The organism is Streptomyces deccanensis (assembly GCF_022385335.1).
Taxonomy (GTDB): Bacteria; Actinomycetota; Actinomycetes; order Streptomycetales; family Streptomycetaceae; genus Streptomyces; species Streptomyces deccanensis.
Genome location: NZ_CP092431.1, coordinates 7,621,048 through 7,637,952 on the forward strand (window position 1 = coordinate 7,621,048; position 16,905 = coordinate 7,637,952).

The 16,905-nt window shown below is 70.5% G+C and carries 15 protein-coding genes; 12 read left to right on the forward strand and 3 right to left on the reverse strand.

Features of this window, described 5'->3' with window-relative positions:
* The first annotated feature begins 63 nt into the window (after positions 1 to 63).
* Both L3078_RS33700 and L3078_RS33705 read left to right on the forward strand, forming a co-directional pair.
* Positions 64 to 360, forward strand: a complete 297-nt coding sequence (locus tag L3078_RS33700; protein WP_005481602.1) for a DUF4193 domain-containing protein — start codon at positions 64 to 66, stop codon at positions 358 to 360.
* 13 nt (positions 361 to 373) lie between these two features.
* The gene (locus L3078_RS33705; protein ID WP_239757693.1) at positions 374 to 1,348 is read left to right on the forward strand and encodes a hypothetical protein; all 975 of its coding nucleotides are present in this window, start codon (positions 374 to 376) and stop codon (positions 1,346 to 1,348) included.
* A 560-nt stretch (positions 1,349 to 1,908) separates the two neighbouring features.
* Here L3078_RS33705 and L3078_RS33710 read toward each other — a convergent pair.
* Positions 1,909 to 2,373, reverse strand: coding sequence for a DUF3093 domain-containing protein (locus tag L3078_RS33710; protein ID WP_239757695.1), 465 nt, complete (start codon positions 2,371 to 2,373; stop codon positions 1,909 to 1,911).
* Positions 2,374 to 2,485: 112 nt separating this feature from the next.
* Between L3078_RS33710 and L3078_RS33715 the strand changes: the two genes are divergently transcribed.
* The 7 genes from L3078_RS33715 to L3078_RS33745 all read left to right on the forward strand — a co-directional run bounded on the left by L3078_RS33715 (position 2,486) and on the right by L3078_RS33745 (position 9,173).
* Entirely contained in the window at positions 2,486 to 3,070 is a 585-nt protein-coding gene (locus L3078_RS33715) for a PaaI family thioesterase (protein WP_239757696.1), read from the forward strand.
* Positions 3,067 to 3,615 (forward strand): dUTP diphosphatase, encoded by a 549-nt coding sequence (dut, locus tag L3078_RS33720; RefSeq protein WP_239757697.1) that lies wholly within the window; start codon positions 3,067 to 3,069, stop codon positions 3,613 to 3,615. Before L3078_RS33715 ends, dut begins: the two co-directional genes overlap by 4 nt.
* Position 3,616: 1 nt before the next feature.
* Entirely contained in the window at positions 3,617 to 4,393 is a 777-nt protein-coding gene (locus tag L3078_RS33725; protein ID WP_033525191.1) for a DUF3710 domain-containing protein, read from the forward strand.
* 188 nt (positions 4,394 to 4,581) lie between these two features.
* Positions 4,582 to 7,221, forward strand: coding sequence for a sensor histidine kinase (locus L3078_RS33730; protein WP_239757698.1), 2,640 nt, complete (start codon positions 4,582 to 4,584; stop codon positions 7,219 to 7,221).
* Positions 7,222 to 7,257: 36 nt separating this feature from the next.
* Positions 7,258 to 7,941 carry a response regulator gene (locus L3078_RS33735; RefSeq protein ID WP_239757700.1) on the forward strand — a complete coding sequence of 228 codons (684 nt, stop codon included), beginning with the start codon at positions 7,258 to 7,260 and terminating at the stop codon, positions 7,939 to 7,941.
* A gap of 71 nt (positions 7,942 to 8,012) precedes the next feature.
* A complete protein-coding gene (locus L3078_RS33740; protein ID WP_239757701.1) occupies positions 8,013 to 8,411 on the forward strand; it encodes an OB-fold nucleic acid binding domain-containing protein in 399 nt (132 codons plus the stop codon).
* 3 nt (positions 8,412 to 8,414) lie between these two features.
* Entirely contained in the window at positions 8,415 to 9,173 is a 759-nt protein-coding gene (locus tag L3078_RS33745) for a DUF3159 domain-containing protein (RefSeq protein WP_239757702.1), read from the forward strand.
* A 121-nt stretch (positions 9,174 to 9,294) separates the two neighbouring features.
* On the opposite strand, the gene L3078_RS33750 is transcribed toward L3078_RS33745, so the two are convergent.
* Positions 9,295 to 9,972 carry a potassium channel family protein gene (locus L3078_RS33750; protein ID WP_033525196.1) on the reverse strand — a complete coding sequence of 226 codons (678 nt, stop codon included), beginning with the start codon at positions 9,970 to 9,972 and terminating at the stop codon, positions 9,295 to 9,297.
* Positions 9,972 to 10,643 (reverse strand): potassium channel family protein, encoded by a 672-nt coding sequence (locus L3078_RS33755; RefSeq protein ID WP_220646141.1) that lies wholly within the window; start codon positions 10,641 to 10,643, stop codon positions 9,972 to 9,974. Before L3078_RS33755 ends, L3078_RS33750 begins: the two co-directional genes overlap by 1 nt.
* 472 nt (positions 10,644 to 11,115) lie before the next feature.
* Between L3078_RS33755 and L3078_RS33760 the strand changes: the two genes are divergently transcribed.
* The 3 genes from L3078_RS33760 to L3078_RS33770 all read left to right on the forward strand — a co-directional run bounded on the left by L3078_RS33760 (position 11,116) and on the right by L3078_RS33770 (position 16,264).
* Positions 11,116 to 13,167: an APC family permease gene (locus L3078_RS33760; RefSeq protein WP_239757703.1), complete on the forward strand. Its 2,052-nt coding sequence runs from the start codon at positions 11,116 to 11,118 to the stop codon at positions 13,165 to 13,167.
* 93 nt (positions 13,168 to 13,260) lie between these two features.
* Positions 13,261 to 14,589 (forward strand): class I SAM-dependent RNA methyltransferase, encoded by a 1,329-nt coding sequence (locus L3078_RS33765; protein ID WP_239757704.1) that lies wholly within the window; start codon positions 13,261 to 13,263, stop codon positions 14,587 to 14,589.
* 784 nt (positions 14,590 to 15,373) lie between these two features.
* The gene (locus tag L3078_RS33770) at positions 15,374 to 16,264 is read left to right on the forward strand and encodes a DUF5655 domain-containing protein (protein WP_239757705.1); all 891 of its coding nucleotides are present in this window, start codon (positions 15,374 to 15,376) and stop codon (positions 16,262 to 16,264) included.
* Positions 16,265 to 16,905: the final 641 nt, after the last annotated feature.

Here is a 16,905-nt window from a genome sequence, read left to right on the forward strand (position 1 = left end):
GTCCGGCCTCTCACGCGTTACGTGCGCTGGAGACACCGCAGACACCCAGAGGGGGAGAGCGACATGGCAACGGATTACGACACCCCACGCAAGACCGACGACGACGTCGACTCGGACAGTCTTGAAGAGCTCAAGGCTCGCCGGAACGACAAGTCGACCTCCGCCGTGGACGTCGACGAGTTCGAGGCCGCCGAAGGCCTGGAACTGCCCGGGGCCGACCTCTCGAACGAGGAGCTGGCCGTCCGGGTGCTGCCCAAGCAGCAGGACGAGTTCACGTGCATGAGCTGCTTCCTGGTGCACCACCGCAGCCAGCTGGCCCGCGAGAAGAACGGTCAGCCGATCTGCCGCGACTGCGACTGAGGCGGGGTCGGCCGTGACTGGCTCGACCCCTCCATGGAAGCGCCGCTCCCGCGAGGGAGCGGACCAGGGGCCGTACGACGGCTCCGACGGCGTGCGTGACGACGAGCGGGGCTCCTCCGAACAGGGAGCGGCCTCGCTCGAACGTGCGTCCGGCGCGGCGTCGGAGAGCGCCACGGACGAGCAGGGACGCCTGCCCGTTCCGGTGGAGAATCCGGCGCCGGTCGCCAGACGGCGGTCGGCCGCCGTCGCCGCCGTCCGGGACGGAGTGAGACAGGGCCTCAAGGTCGGGGCTCGCAAGAGCGGTGACCGGGCCAGAGCGGGGCTCGCGTACATCACCGACCGCGTCATCGAGATCGCCCCGCGGATCCCCGTACGCGATCTCGCGACCCTGCGCGCCCAGTTCCCGGGGCTGGGGCCCGAGCAGATCGCCGACAAGCTGGTGGCGGGGGCCGCCAACGCGTCCTCCACGGTCGGCGCGGGCGTCGGGGCCGCCGCGATGCTGCCGGCGCCGCCCGCCATGCCCGCGGAGCTGGCCGCCGAGATCACCGGCGTCGCCGCGATCGAGCTGAAGCTCATCGCCGAGCTGCACGAGGTGTACGGGGTGCGGCCGCCGGGGAATCTGCGGCAGCGCAGTACCGCGTATCTGGACTCCTGGTCCGGTGAGCGCGGGATCGACGTGCTGAAGCCGACGACGATCAACTCGGCGCTCGGTGGGCAGATCAAGCGGCAGCTGCGGCAGCAGATCATGAAGCGGATGGTGCGGAATCTGCCGAACCTGATGCCGTTTCTGGTGGGCGCCGCGGTCGGGGCGGTCATGAACCGCCGGGACACCAAGCACCTCGCCGAGCGGATCCGTAAGGACCTGCGGCGCATGCAGGTGCCGTGGGAGGCGCTGCCGGAACTGCCGCCGCTGGAGAAGCCGACGGATCCGGTGCCGGTGGGGGAGCTGCCGGAGGAACTCGGCGGGGACGGCCGGGACGAGCCGTAGCGCCGCACGGCTGCAGGGCGGGCGGGCGTGAGCGGGTGGGGTTGGCGCGCGCCCGACTCCGGCACCGCCGAAATGCGCTGCTCGGCAGCGAGGAGCCGGTGAGCGGTAAGAGTTCAGCTAGAGAAGGGGGCCGCGGCCGAGAGGGGCACCGCTCGCGTTGGTGCGCCCGCGTCGGCTCTGCCCCGTCGTCTCCGCCGCAGCGGGTGCTTCAGTGCCGCCGAGCGTCGCCCGCCGACAAGTCGCATCCCCCGCTGTCGAACGGGTGTACCGCCCGCGTCCGCGCTCCGCAGCGCGGTCGTGTTCCGTCGTTGGGCCGTCGGCCGTGCCCCGAGCGTCGGTGACCGAAGAGGCGCGTCGTAGCGGGACTGTCCGGTGGCGTGGTGCGGTCGGCCGGGTGGCGCGCCGCTGAGTGCCGTCGGCAGCAGGCCGGGCCCTCGGGCGGGTGTGTCGTCCGCCTTGGCCCGGCTGCGCACCCGAGGCGCATCAGCCGCTGGGGCACCGGCGGCATCCCGCGCGGCTGCGCGTTGTCGGCCCCAAGGCGCGCGGCGCGTCGGCCCGCGCTACGCCGTCGTCTTCTTCGCCGCTTCCAGTGCCGCTGCCACGCGTTCCGGGTCCCGGGTCGACAGGTAGACGTAGGGGGTCGGGTCCGTCGGGTCGGTGATCGGGATGCGGAGGGCCCTCGGGATGTAGGCGCGCAGGAGCATGAAGGCGTGCGGGTTGGCCTTGTGGGTGCGCCAGGCCTGGGCCTCCTCCCGGTCCAGGATCTCCGGTTCGCCGAGGGCGCTCACCGGGATCTTCGCCTCGCCCGCGATCAGGGAGTCACCGACGACGCGGATACGGACCGACCCGTACGAGCTGGTGACGACCGCCGCGACCGCGGTCCCGCCGGCGAGGCCGCCCAGCAGGGGGAGCGTGCCGAACGGCAGCAGGATGAGGGCCATCGAGACGCCGACCAGGAGGCAGACCAGCCACCACGTGCGGGGAGCGGTGAGGCGTTCTTCGTACGGCGGGACGGAATGCTGCATGGCGTCAAGCTTGGCATGCGGACCCTCCGGCCCCGAAGTAGGGGCGTCCGAGGGGAAACCCTGCCCGTAGGGGCGGTGGCCGGAGGCTGACGGACGGGTAAGGTCTGCGGCTGTGAGAGGTACTTCCGCGGCCCTGCGGCCCCCGGCGGACGCCACGGCGCCCGTACGCCATCCCGAGGCACCCGCCCCCGGAGAGCTGCTCGGCGCGCACTACGGGCAGTGTTTCGGCTGCGGTGGCGAGCAGCCCCACGGGCTGCACCTGGAGGCGAGGGCCGGCGAAGGCGTCACTCTCACCGCCGAGTTCACCGTGCGGGCCGCTCATCAGGGGGCCCCGGGGCTCGCCCACGGCGGGGTCCTGGCCAGCGCCCTGGACGAGACCCTCGGGTCCCTCACCTGGCTGCTGCGCACCATCGCGGTGACCGGGCGGCTGGAGACCGACTTCATGCGGCCCGTCCCCGTGGGCACCGTGCTGCATCTGAGTGCCGAGGTCACGGCCGTGGCCGGGCGGAAGATCTTCGCGACCGCCGAGGGACGCATCGGCGGCCCCGACGGACCGCTCGCCGTCCGCGCCGACGCGCTCTTCGTCGAGGTCAAGGTCGACCACTTCATCGACCACGGCCGCGAGGAGGAGATCCAGGCGGCCATGAACGACCCCGACCAGGTCCGGCGGGCCCGTGCCTTCGAGGTGAACCCGTGAGCGGCGGCCGTCCCCCTCTCGACGTTCTGATCCGGCGCGTCGACCCCGACGTGCCGCTCCCGGACTACGCGCAGCCCGGTGACGCGGGAGCCGATCTGCGCACCACGGAGAGCCGGGAGTTGAAGCCCGGAGAGCGGGCCGTGCTCCCCACGGGAGTGTCCATCGCGCTCCCCGAGGGGTACGCGGCCTTCGTGCACCCGCGGTCCGGTCTCGCCGCCCGCTGCGGCGTCGCCCTGGTGAATGCCCCGGGGACGGTTGATGCCGGGTACCGTGGGGAGATCAAGGTGATCGTGGTGAATCTCGACCCGTATGAAGCCGTACGGTTCGAGCGCTTCGACCGGATTGCCCAACTGGTCGTCCAGCAGGTCGAGAAGGTGCGCTTCCGCGAGGTGGCGGAGCTTCCCGACTCGGCGCGGGCCGAGGGGGGCTTCGGGTCCACCGGTGGTCATGCCGCCGTGGACGGCGCGAGCGGCAACAGCAGCACAAGCGGCACAACGGGTGGGAATCGATACGCTTCGGTCGTATCCGACCGGGAAGGACAGTGACGTGTTCGGACGTCGCAAGAAGAAGGGTTCCGCTGAGGACGCGGCGGACGCGGCGAGCGAGGCCGAGCAGGTCGACGGCGTTGCCGGGGAAGCCGACGCTGAGGCGGACGTCGAGCGGGAGCGCGTGCGGCTCGAGCCCGAGCCCCGGCCGGACGGGCCGTGGGACAGCTCCGAGGTGCGCGAGCCCGGCGAGGGCCGGGTGGACCTCGGCGGCATCTTCGTGCCCGGAGTCGACGGCATGGAGCTGCGGGTGGAGGTCGCCGGTGACGCGATCGTCGCCGCGACCGTCGTGCTGCGCGACAGCGCGGTCCAGCTGCAGGCCTTCGCCGCGCCCAAGCGCGAGGGCATCTGGGGCGAGGTCCGTGAGGAGATCGCCTCCGGCATCACCCAGCAGGGCGGGGTCATCGATGAGGTCGAGGGCCCGCTGGGCTGGGAGCTGCGCGCGCAGGTGCCGGTGCAGCTGCCGGACGGCACGGGCGGCTTCCAGGTGGTCCGCTTCGTCGGTGTGGACGGGCCCCGCTGGTTCCTGCGCGGAGTGATCTCCGGGCGGGGCGCGGTGGAGCCGCAGACCGCCGGGCTGCTGGAGCAGATCTTCCGGGACACGGTCGTCGTCCGCGGCGAGGGTCCCATGGCTCCGCGCGACCCGATCGTCCTGAAGCTGCCGAACGACGCGCAGATGGTGCCCGAGGGCGTCCAGCAGGAGGAGCAGGCCGGGTCCCGCTTCTCCGGCGGCATGGGGCAGCTGCAGCGCGGGCCGGAGATCACCGAGGTCCGCTAGCGGTTCCGGCCGAGGCCGTACGGGAACCGCGTCGGCCCACTGGCCGGTTGCGCGGTTCCCTCGCGGGGTGTCGGCGTCAGGGTTGTGTCAAAGAGGCGGCCTCGGGGCCGCCTCTGCCCGTTTTGCCGTGATTATTGGCCGTAAGGTCGACGCTGCGTAGGCGGTGGTCACGGGAAGACAATGGGGACATGGGACGCGGGAAGCTTCGGATCTACCTCGGTGCGGCGCCGGGCGTCGGCAAGACGTACGCGATGCTGTCCGAAGCGCACCGCCGGATCGAACGCGGCACCGACTGCGTGGTGGCCGTCGTGGAGCACCACGGCCGTCCGCGCACCGAGGTGATGCTGCACGGACTGGAGCAGATCCCGCGCCGGTCGCTGGAGTACCGGGACGCGGTCTTCACCGAGATGGACGTGGACGCCGTCCTCGCCCGGCGGCCCCGGGTGGCCCTCGTGGACGAGCTGGCCCACACCAATGTGCCCGGCTCCCGCAACGACAAGCGCTGGCAGGACGTCGAGGACCTGCTCGCCGCCGGCGTCGACGTGATCTCGACCGTCAACATCCAGCACCTGGAGTCGCTCGGCGACGTCGTCGAGTCGATCACCGGCGTACGGCAGCGCGAGACCGTCCCCGACGAGGTGGTGCGGCGGGCGGACCAGATAGAGCTGGTCGACATGTCGCCACAGGCCCTGCGGCGGCGGATGGCGCACGGCAACGTCTACCAGCCGGACAAGGTCGACGCCGCGCTGTCGAACTACTTCCGCCCCGGCAACCTGACCGCGCTGCGGGAGCTCGCGCTGCTGTGGGTGGCGGACCGCGTCGACGAGTACCTCAACGCGTACCGCAGCGAGCACCAGGTGTCGCGGATCTGGGGCTCCCGCGAGCGGATCGTGGTCGGGCTGACCGGCGGCCCCGAGGGGCGGACCCTCCTGCGAAGAGCCGCCCGGCTCGCCGAGAAGGGCGCCGGCGGCGAGGTCATGGCCGTCTACATCGCCCGCAGCGACGGGCTGACCTCCGCCTCGCCCAATGAACTCGCCGTCCAGCGCACCCTCGTCGAGGACCTCGGCGGCACCTTCCACCACGTCGTCGGCGACGACATCCCCGCCGCGCTGCTGGCCTTCGCGCGTGGTGTCAACGCCACCCAGATAGTGCTGGGCGTCTCGCGCCGCAAGAGCTGGCAGTACGTCTTCGGGCCCGGTGTGGGCGCCACCGTCGCCCGGGACTCCGGACCCGACCTGGACGTCCACCTGATCACGCACGGCGAGGCGGGCAAGGGGCGCGGACTGCCCGTCGCACGGGGCGCGCGGCTCGGCCGGGCCCGGACGATCGGGGGCTGGGTCGTCGGGACGGTGGGGCCCGGGCTGCTCGCGGCGCTGCTGGCCAACGTCGAGACCGATCTCGGTCTCGCCAACGACATGTTGCTCTTCCTGTCGCTGACGGTGGCCGCGGCCCTGCTCGGCGGTCTGCTGCCCGCCCTGGCCGCGGCCGTGCTGGGCTCGCTGCTGCTCAACTGGTTCTTCACCCCGCCGGTGCACACGCTGACGGTCGACGACCCGACCAACATCGTCGCCATCGTGGTCTTCATAGGGGTCGCGGTGGCGGTGGCCTCCGTCGTGGACCTCGCGGCCCGGCGCACCCAGCAGGCGGCCCGGTTGCGCGCCGAGTCGGAGATCCTGTCCTTCCTCGCGGGCAGTGTGCTGCGCGGGGAGACCAGCCTGGAGGCCCTCCTCGAACGTGTGCGCGAGACCTTCGGGATGGAGTCCGTCGCCCTGCTGGAGCGCGAGAGTGATGTCGACCCGTGGACCTGCGCGGGCAGCGTGGGCCCCCGGCGGGTGGACCGTCCCGAGGCGGCGGACGTGGACATGCCGGTCGGGGACCATATGGCGCTGGCCCTGTCCGGCCGCGTCCTGCCCGCCGAGGACCGCCGGGTCCTGGCCGCCTTCGCCGCCCAGGCCGCCGTCGTCCTGGACCGCCGGCGCCTCCAGCAGGAGGCCGACCAGGCCAAGGCGCTGGCCGAGGGCAACCGCATCCGCACCGCGCTGCTCGCCGCCGTCAGCCACGATCTGCGGACCCCGCTCGCCGGCATCAAGGCCGCCGTGTCGTCCCTGCGCTCCGACGACGTGGCCTGGTCGGCGGAGGACGAGGCCGAACTGCTCGAAGGGATCGAGGACGGCGCCGACCGGCTCGACCACCTCGTGGGCAACCTCCTCGACATGTCCCGGCTGCAGACCGGCACCGTCACCACGCTGATCCGCGAGATCGACCTCGACGAGGTGGTGCCGATGGCGCTCGGCGGCGTCCCGGAGGGCAGCGTCGGGCTGGAGATCCCCGAGAGCCTGCCCATGGTCGCCGTCGACCCCGGGCTGCTGGAACGCTCGGTCGCCAACATCGTCGAGAACGCCGTCAAGTACAGCCCGCCCGGCACGCCCGTCCAGGTCTCCGCGAGCGCCCTCGGCGGCCGGGTCGAGGTCCGGGTCACCGACCGCGGCCCCGGCGTCCCCGACGAGGCCAAGGACCGCATCTTCGCCCCCTTCCAGCGCCACGGCGACGCCCCGCGCGGGACCGGCGTCGGCCTCGGGCTCGCCGTCGCCCGGGGCTTCGCCGAGGCCATGGGCGGCACGCTGGACGCCGAGGACACCCCCGGCGGCGGACTCACCATGGTGCTCACCGTCCGGGCCGCACAGCACGGCTCCGGGCCCGATACGGCCCCGTCGGGCACCGATCCCGCCGTGGGCGCGTCTACGTCGGCGGACGCCGTCCCGGCGGCGGACCCGGCCGCCGACGCGGCGGTCGGCACGGCCACATCGGCAGAGAGGCGAATCGGATGAGGCGGTCCCCATGACCAGGGTGATGAGGCGGTCCCCATGACCAGGGTGCTCGTGGTCGACGACGAACCGCAGATCGTGCGCGCGCTCGTGATCAATCTGAAGGCCCGCAAGTACGAGGCCGACGCGGCCCACGACGGGGCGACCGCGCTCGCCCTCGCCGCCGCCCGGCACCCCGATGTCGTCGTCCTCGACCTCGGACTGCCCGACATGGACGGCGTCGAGGTGATCAAGGGGCTGCGCGGCTGGACCCGGGTGCCGATCATCGTGCTCTCCGCCCGGCACACCTCCGACGAGAAGGTCGAGGCCCTGGACGCGGGCGCCGACGACTACGTCACCAAGCCCTTCGGCATGGACGAGCTGCTCGCCCGGCTGCGCGCCGCCGTCCGCCGCGCGGAGCCCCTGGGCGGCGAGGAGGGCGACGTGATCGTGGAGACGGACGACTTCACCGTCGACCTGGCGGCGAAGAAGGTGAACCGGGACGGCAGGGACGTCCGGCTGACCCCCACCGAGTGGCATCTCCTGGAGGTGCTGGTCCGCAACACCGGGCGCCTGGTCGGACAGAAGCAGCTGCTCCAGGAGGTGTGGGGGCCGTCCTACGGGACGGAGACCAACTATCTGCGGGTCTACATGGCCCAGCTGCGGCGCAAGCTGGAGCGCGACCCGTCGCGGCCCCGGCACTTCATCACCGAGGCGGGGATGGGGTACCGCTTCGAGAAGTGAGACGCCGAAGTGCGCACGGGCCCGTGTACGGGGGTGCTGGACTGTCGGCGGGCCCCGGTACGCTTTTTGTCATGAGTGCTGTTCCTCGTTCCGAGAAGCCGGCGGGCCGGTTCCGGCGCATGCTCGACCGGCTCTCCTCGTCCCAGACGGACCTGGAGTCGGAGGAGCTGCGCGAGGACGCGGAGACCGCGGGCTGCACGCGTATATGTGACTGTCACGACCGACAGATCGTGACCGTTACTGGTACCTTGCGCACGGTCACGCTGCGCCCCCGGGCCGGTGTCCCGGCCCTGGAGGCCGAGCTGTTCGACGGTTCGGCCGCCCTGGACGTCGTGTGGCTGGGCAGACGCTCCATCGTCGGGATAGAGCCGGGGCGCAAGCTGATCGCATCCGGCCGGATCTCGATGAGCCGGGGCCGTAGGGTGCTGTTCAATCCGAAGTACGAACTCAGACCGCTCGGACGGGAGTAGCCGGTGACGTCGCTCGACAAGCCGACGGAAGACGCCCAGCGGGGCGTCCAGGACGCCCAGGGCGGACAGGACGGCTCGCACGACTCCAGGGCCGTGACGGAGGCCGCGCTGTTCGAGGCGTTCGGTGGCGTGCGCGGCATGGTCGAGACCGTGCTCCCGGGCCTGCTCTTCGTCTCCATCTACACGATCAACAAGGACCTGCACTCGGCGGCTCTCGCGGCCCTCGGCGTCTCCGTCCTGCTGGTCGTCGTGCGGCTGGTCATGAAGGACACCGTCAAGCACGCGTTCAGCGGTGTCTTCGGGGTCGCCTTCGGTGTCGTCTTCGCGATGATGACCGGCAACGCCAAGGACTTCTATCTGCCGGGCATGCTCTACACGCTGGGCCTCGGGCTCGCGTACATCATCACCACGCTGGCCGGTGTGCCGCTGATCGGTCTGATGCTCGGCCCGGTCTTCAAGGAGAACCTGTCCTGGCGGACCCGGAACCCCGGACGCAAGAAGGCGTACGCGAAGGCGAGTTACGCCTGGGGCGCGATCCTGCTCGGCAAGTGCGCGATCCTCTTCCCGCTCTACTGGTGGGCTGACACCACACAGCTGGGCTGGGTCCTCATCGCACTGAAGATCCCGCCGTTCCTGCTCGCGGTCTGGCTGACCTGGATCTTCCTGGCCAAGGCGCCGGCCCCGATCGACGTGTTCGCGGAGATGGAGGCGGAGGAGCGCGCGGCGGAGGAGCGGAAGGCTGCGGCCCGGGCGGGCGAGTAGGCACCCGGGGGTGGGTGCGGGCCTCGCTGGGGGCTGCGCCCCCGGACCCCCGCTCAGGCACCGAGAACGAAAGGGCGCCCCGAGGGATTCGGGGCGCCCTTCACCGTCGTACCGTCCCGCGTCAGCTCGTCGCGTCCTCGCGTCGTACCGACAGCAGGTCCTCCAGCTGCTCCTCACGCGCCTGCGCGGCCACGAAGAGGAGTTCGTCGCCCGCCTCCAGGGAGTCGTCCGAGGTCGGGGTGAGGACGCGGGTGCCGCGGATGATGGTGACCAGGGAGGTGTCCTCCGGCCACTCGACCTCACCGACCTGGGTGCCGGCCAGGGCCGACTCGGGCGGCAGGGTCAGCTCGACCAGGTTGGCGTCGCCGTGGCTGAAGCGCAGCAGCCGGACCAGGTCGCCGACGCTGACGGCCTCCTCGACCAGCGCCGACATCAGCCGGGGGGTCGACACGGCCACGTCCACGCCCCAGGACTCGTTGAACAGCCATTCGTTCTTGGGGTTGTTGACGCGGGCGACGACGCGCGGAACGCCGTACTCCGTCTTCGCGAGGAGCGAGACGACCAGGTTGACCTTGTCGTCGCCGGTCGCGGCGATGACGACGTTGCAGCGCTGGAGTGCCGCCTCGTCCAGGGAGGTGATCTCGCAGGCGTCGGCCAGCAGCCATTCCGCCTGGGGGACGCGCTCGACCGAGATGGCGGTCGGCGCCTTGTCGATGAGAAGGACCTCGTGGCCGTTCTCCAGCAGTTCGCCCGCGATCGAGCGGCCGACCGCGCCGGCTCCGGCAATGGCGACCCTCATCAGTGACCGCCCTCCTCGTCGGGGCCCTCGGCGAAGGACGCCTCGACCTTCTCCACGTCGTCCGTCCGCATCATCACGTGCACGAGGTCGCCCTCCTGCAGCACCGTCTGCGAGGTCGGCAGGATCGCCTCGCCCAGACGGGTCAGGAAGGCGACCCGGACACCGGTCTCCTCCTGCATCTTGCTGATCTTGTGGCCCACCCAGGCCGACGAGGCGTGCACCTCGGCGAGTTGGACGCCGCCGGTGGGGTCGCGCCACAGCGGTTCGGCACCGGACGGCAGCAGCCGCCGCAGCATCTGGTCGGCGGTCCAGCGGACCGTGGCGACCGTCGGGATGCCCAGGCGCTGGTAGACCTCGGCGCGGCGCGGGTCGTAGATCCGTGCCGCCACGTTCTCGATGCCGAACATCTCGCGGGCGACCCGGGCGGCGATGATGTTGGAGTTGTCGCCGCTGGAGACGGCGGCGAACGCGCCCGCCTCCTCGATGCCCGCCTCGCGCAGGGTGTCGCGGTCGAAGCCGATCCCGGTGACGCGCCGGCCGCCGAAACCCGAGCCCAGACGACGGAAGGCCGTGGGGTCCTGGTCGATCACGGCGACCGTGTGCCCCTGTTGCTCCAGGGTCTGGGCGAGGGTGGAACCCACTCGCCCGCAGCCCATGATGACGATGTGCACGACCGTCCTTCCGGTGTCAATAGCTACTGTTCAGCCGAAACGTCGAAAACAGGGTCTCAGACCGTCGCCCAAGCTACACACGCGCGGTCCGCCGGGGGCACCCCCGTGCACCCACGGGTCACATCGTGGGACGTCGGCGACTGATCCGGCGGACGCTGGTCCTCGTCAGGAAGCCGAGTCCGACGAGGGAGGCGAGAGCGCCGATCAGCTCAGCGGTCGCGGCCTGCATGGGGCCTCCAGGGAGGTGAGAGGGGGTGGGAACGTCACGGGTTCCGTCGGATGCCCGGCACACACACGGCGCGTACACGGGATCGGCGGATTCGTCATATAGACGTGAGGACGCAGCCATCAGACCGGAGGATGCGTGACATGACGCACTTCGCAGTCGTCGGCGGACCGATTTCACCCCGGGGCCCGCCGGGATTTCACCCGGATGTGCCCAGAACCAGTCGGGGCGCTTACGATCCTCTGCGTGTCCAAACTGACCGACGTGCCCAAACGGATTCTGATCGGGCGCGCTCTGCGCAGCGACCGGCTGGGCGAGACGCTCCTGCCGAAGCGCATCGCACTCCCCGTCTTCGCCTCCGACCCGCTCTCGTCCGTGGCGTACGCACCCGGCGAGGTGCTGCTGGTCCTCTCCATCGCGGGCGTGTCGGCCTACCACTTCAGCCCCTGGATCGCCGTCGCGGTCGTCGTGCTGATGTTCACCGTGGTGGCGTCCTACCGGCAGAACGTGCACGCCTACCCCAGCGGCGGCGGCGACTACGAGGTGGCGAACACCAACCTCGGGCCCAAGGCCGGCCTCACCGTCGCCAGCGCGCTTCTCGTCGACTACGTGCTCACCGTCGCCGTGTCCATCTCCTCCGGTGTGGAGAACCTCGGCTCGGCCATCCCCTTCTTCGTCGAGCACAAGGTGCTGTGCGCGATCGGCATCATCGTGCTGCTGACGCTGATGAACCTGCGCGGGGTGAAGGAGTCCGGCAAGCTCTTCGCGATCCCGACGTACGTCTTCGTCGTCGGCGTCTTCGCGATGATCGCCTGGGGTGCCTTCCGCGGACTGGTCCTGGACGAGACCATGCGGGCGCCCACCGCCGGCCTGGAGATCAAGGCCGAGCACCAGGGCCTCGCCGGCTTCGCGCTGGTCTTCCTGCTGCTGCGCGCGTTCTCCTCCGGCTGTGCCGCCCTCACCGGTGTCGAGGCGATCTCCAACGGCGTCCCCGCCTTCCGTAAGCCCAAGTCGAAGAACGCGGCCACCACGCTGGCCCTGATGGGCTTCTTCGCCGTCACCATGTTCTGCGGCATCATCGGCCTGGCCATGGTCACCAAGGTGCGGATGGCCGAGAACCCGGCGCACGACCTGCTGCGCGACGGCACGCCGGTCGGCGACTCCTACGTGCAGAACCCGGTGATCTCCCAGGTCGCCGCCGCCGTCTTCGGCGACGGCACGTTCTTCTTCGTCCTGCTGGCCGCCGCCACCGCGCTGGTCCTCTTCCTGGCCGCGAACACCGCGTACAACGGCTTCCCGCTGCTCGGCTCGATCCTCGCCCAGGACCGCTACCTGCCGCGCCAGTTGCACACCCGCGGCGACCGTCTCGCCTTCTCCAACGGCATCGTGCTCCTCGCGGGCGCCGCCGTGCTCCTGGTGTGGATCTACGGCGCCGACTCCACCCGCCTGATCCAGCTCTACATCGTGGGTGTGTTCGTCTCCTTCACGCTCAGCCAGACGGGCATGGTCCGGCACTGGAACCGCCATCTGCGCACCGAGAAGGACCCGGCCAAGCGACGCCACATGATCCGCTCCCGGGCGATCAACACCTTCGGCGCCTTCTTCACCGGGCTGGTCCTGATCGTCGTGCTCGGCACCAAGTTCACGCACGGCGCCTGGGTCGCCCTGCTCGGCATGGTGATCTTCTACGCGACGATGACGGCCATCCGTAAGCACTACGACCGGGTCGCCGCGGAGATCGCCGCGCCGGACGGCCCGAGCGACGACGTGGTCCGGCCGTCCCGGGTCCACTCGGTGGTGCTGATCTCCAGGATCCACCGCCCCACCCTGCGCGCCCTCGCCTACGCCAAGCTGATGCGCTCCCACACCCTGGAGGCGCTCAGCGTCAACGTCGACCCGGTGGAGACCAAGGCGCTCCAGGAGGAGTGGACCCGGCGCGGCATCGACGTACCGCTGAAGGTCCTCGACTCGCCGTACCGCGAGGTGACGCGGCCCGTGATCGAGTACGTCAAGGGGCTGCGCAAGGAGTCCCCGCGCGACGCGGTGTCGGTGATCATCCCGGAGTACGTGGTCGGCCACTGGTACGAGCACCTGCTGCACAACCAGAGCGCACTCCGGCTCAAGGGGCGGCTGCTGTTCACGCCGGGTGTCATGGTGACCTCCGTGCCCTACCAGCTGGAGTCCTCCGAGGTCGCCAAGCGCCGGGCGCGCAAGCGGCAGGACTGGAGCGCGCCGGGGTCGGTGCGGCGTGGTCCGGCGAACGAACGGACGAAGGAGTCGTCGGCTCCCAAGAGCTGACGCTCGTGGTCAACGGTCGGACGGCACCCACGTAGACTGGTGGGCTGTTGTCCGGCCGTTTTCGCTTTCCTCTTCTTACGGAGTCACCCCACCATGCAGGCAGAACCGAAGAAATCGCTGGTGGGAGAGGAGTACGAGGTCGAGGTGGGCCCCGTCGCCCACGGCGGCCACTGCATCGCCCGTACCTCGGAGGGGCAGGTCCTCTTCGTCCGGCACGCGCTGCCCGGCGAGCGGGTCGTGGCGCGGGTGACCGACGGCGAGGAGGGCGCGCGCTTCCTGCGGGCGGACGCGGTCTCGGTCCTGTCGCCCTCCAAGGACCGGGTCGAGGCACCCTGTCCCTACGCCGGCCCCGGCCGCTGCGGCGGCTGCGACTGGCAGCACGCCAAGCCGGGCGCCCAGCGCCGCTTCAAGGGCGAGGTCATCGCCGAACAGCTGCAGCGCCTCGCGGGTCTCACCCCCGAGGAGGCGGGCTGGGACGGCACCGTGATGCCGGCCGAGGGCGACAAGGTGCCGGCGGGCGAGGTCCCGGCGTGGCGTACGCGGGTGCAGTACGCGGTGGACGAGTCGGGGCGCGCCGGTCTGCGCCGCCACCGCTCGCACGAGGTCGAGCCGATCGACCACTGCATGATCGCGGCGCCCGGCGTCTCCGAGCTGGGCATCGAGAAGCGCGACTGGACGGGCATGGCGTCGATCGACGCGATCGCGGCGACGGGTTCGCAGGACCGTCAGGTGATCCTGGAGCCCCGGCCGGGCGCGAGGCTGCCTCTGGTGGAGCTGGACAAGCCGGTGTCCGTGATGCGGGTCGAGGAGAAGGACGGGGGAGTGCACCGTGTCCACGGGCGCCCCTTCGTCCGCGAGCGCGCGGACGACCGGACGTACCGGGTGGGCAGCGGTGGGTTCTGGCAGGTCCACCCCAAGGCTGCGGACACCCTGGTCAAGGCCGTCATGCAGGGCCTGCTGCCCCGCAAGGGCGACATGGCGCTGGACCTCTACTGCGGTGTGGGACTGTTCGCGGGCGCCCTCGCGGACCGCGTGGGCGACAAGGGTGCCGTCCTCGGCATCGAGTCCGGCAAGCGCGCGGTCGAGGACGCGCGGCACAACCTCGCCGACTTCGACCGGGTGCGGATCGAACAGGGCAAGGTCGAGGCGGTACTGCCGCGCACGGGCATCACGGAGGTCGACCTGATCGTCCTGGACCCGCCGCGATCGGGCGCCGGCCGCAAGACGGTCCAACACCTCGCGTCCCTGAGCGCCCGCCGCATCGCCTACGTCGCCTGCGACCCCGCCGCGCTCGCACGGGATCTGGGGTACTTCCGGGAGGGCGGGTACCGGGTGCGGATGCTGCGGGCGTTCGATCTGTTTCCGATGACGCACCATGTTGAGTGTGTCGCGATCCTTGAGCCTGCGGCAAAGGGCGCCTGACCTGCAAGTTTGGGTGGTGTGCGTTATGTGCGCTGTGGGCGTTACGGGCGATATCTTGACGCACGTTTGACGCACGCGGCGCATGTTTGACGCACGTTTGACGCACGTTCTGATTGGTTGTCAGGTACGGAAGGTGTGCTGCTAATCCGGCTCTGAGCGAGCTGGCAGCACACCTTCTCGGTCACCGTAGTGAGAGATCGCAGGGGCCGGTCCTGCCTCATGTCTATCGGTTGCGGATAGCGCGGAGCCGGATCGGGTGTAGGTCGTACTGGGAGCACATCCTTAGACGGGCTGCGGCAGCCTCAGGGCCCCGTCCGCTAGCCCGCGGGGGAAGGCAAGCAGCGGGTCTCCTTGCCGTCGTGATGAGCCTCTCCGAGCAAGAATGCGGCCTGTTTGTTGATCGGAACGGTGCGAGGCGGACCCTTCACGGGAGCAATTTGGGCGGAGTGCTTGGAAGGCGCCTGGAAAATGATCCTGTATCCGTGGCCCGACCTGCCTTAACCCGCCATAGGCATCCCGGCAGGACTCGAACCTGCGGCCAAGCGCTTAGCGGACGCCTGGCGTATCTCGTCGGCAGGTCCTTTGACCTGCAACTTTCCTTCTCGCTGACGCGCCGTCAGGGGCTCTGTGGGACGAGGACATCTCTGGGACGGATGGGGATGCAGGGGTTCCCGACTGTGCCAGGTGCTCACCGTCTCAAATCTCCTCACCTGTTCGGTGCGCCCGCGCGGAAATAGATCTACCCCTCTCCTGCGTTCTCGATCTTCGAGCCGAGGAGGGGAAGGTGTCGGGCCTGAAACTGTTCCACACGATGAATGGTGGCGTGACGGAGGTCGCGCCGCGCCTTGCCGAGGCCGAGGCGGATGTGCAGGGCCTCGTCGAGGCGCACATGGAGACCATGCTGGGGGTGCGGTTCCTAGCGAGTGAGTACGTCATCGACTGTGCTGACGGCGGCCGGATCGATTCGCTGGGGCTCGATGAGAACGGGGCGCCGGTGGTCGTGGAATTCAAGCGCGGCACTGCGGCCGGCGTGATCAATCAGGGCCTGTATTACATGGCGTGGCTGATGGCGCACAAGGACGCCTTCCGGAACCTGGTCCGGGACCGGCTCGGGGTATCGGCCGCGTCCCAGGTGCTGTGGAGCGCACCCCGGCTGATCTGTGTCGCCGGCGATTTCACCCGCTACGACGGGCACGCCGTGCGTGAGCACCGGCGCTCGATCGACCTGGTCCGCTACCGGTACTTCGGCAACGACCTCATCGGCCTTGAGACCGTGGCCTCCGTCACCGGGCATTCGGCCATGGCCAAGCAAGTCCGCCGGCGCGCGGCCGGGACGAAGTCTGCCCGTAGGCAAGACGGAACCCTGGCGGAGCTGGCCGAAGCGGTCGACGAGGTGCTGCTCGGCCTTGGGGACGGCATCAACCGGGTCCAGCGCAAGCAGTACGCGGCGTACCAGCGGCTGCGGAACTTTGCCTGCGTCTGCCCGCCGCAGCAGACCAAGCTCCTCGTCTACCTCAAGGCAGACCCGAAGGCGGTCGACATCGTCCCCGGTTTTACCCGGGACGTGACGGGGCTCGGCCACCACGGCACAGGCGACCTGGAGGTGCAGCTGCGTACGGAGCGGGACCTGGAGCGTGCCCAGGACTTGTTCCGCCTCAGCTATGCCGCGGCGTAAGGCTTCGCAGCCGAGAGGACGGCAAGGCGGGTTATTCGGTTGTGAGTGGTGGTGGTCTACTTCCCTTTCGCATTGGCGGTAACGGATTTGGCGGTGGACTACCAATGATGCTGCGGGGGCCCGGTTTCGGTAACCGGGCCCCCGCAGCTATATTGCGCGTGCGGCACGGCAGTACGGCGTGATGAGGGCTCGGATTCCGGGCTCCAACGCCGTTGGCCAGGGTGCCTGGCTGCGTGCGGTGCACCGTCGGTGATCAGTTAGGCGAGATCAGCGCGGTCCACTGTCCCGCCGAGCTCCCCGAATGCTTCAGGATGCAGGGCCGCTTCGTTCTGGTCGTCCGCTTCCACTCCGCCGCCGACCGTCACTCAGTAGGGTTCCTGACCCAGCTTGGCAACCACACGGGGCCGGCTCCCGAGATATTCGGGCACCTCGCTCTGTCCGGCTGCGCCAGGTGTTGACGTCGTCCGTGCGGCCGGGCTGCACGCACCTGCCCACGCACTCGCGCCCTTCCCGGCAAGAGATCAGAACACCGTGTGAGTGGGGGACCGTCTCGTCGAGAGAGGGTATGAACGCCACAATGGGCGGCATGATCAGCCCACCCTTGCGGGAAGCCGCCCGCGTCCGCTCCCTCGACGATGCTC

Bases quoted from the DNA above. Each gene is read 5' to 3' on its own strand.
- L3078_RS33700 (WP_005481602.1), top strand. From the start codon at position 64: ATGGCAACGGATTACGACACCCCACGCAAGACCGACGACGACGTCGAC.
- L3078_RS33710 (WP_239757695.1), bottom strand. From the start codon at position 2,373: ATGCAGCATTCCGTCCCGCCGTACGAAGAACGCCTCACCGCTCCCCGC.
- L3078_RS33730 (WP_239757698.1), top strand. From the start codon at position 4,582: ATGGGACGCGGGAAGCTTCGGATCTACCTCGGTGCGGCGCCGGGCGTC.
- L3078_RS33765 (WP_239757704.1), top strand. From the start codon at position 13,261: ATGCAGGCAGAACCGAAGAAATCGCTGGTGGGAGAGGAGTACGAGGTC.
- L3078_RS33735 (WP_239757700.1), top strand. From the start codon at position 7,258: ATGACCAGGGTGCTCGTGGTCGACGACGAACCGCAGATCGTGCGCGCG.
- L3078_RS33750 (WP_033525196.1), bottom strand. From the start codon at position 9,972: ATGAGGGTCGCCATTGCCGGAGCCGGCGCGGTCGGCCGCTCGATCGCG.
- L3078_RS33740 (WP_239757701.1), top strand. From the start codon at position 8,013: ATGAGTGCTGTTCCTCGTTCCGAGAAGCCGGCGGGCCGGTTCCGGCGC.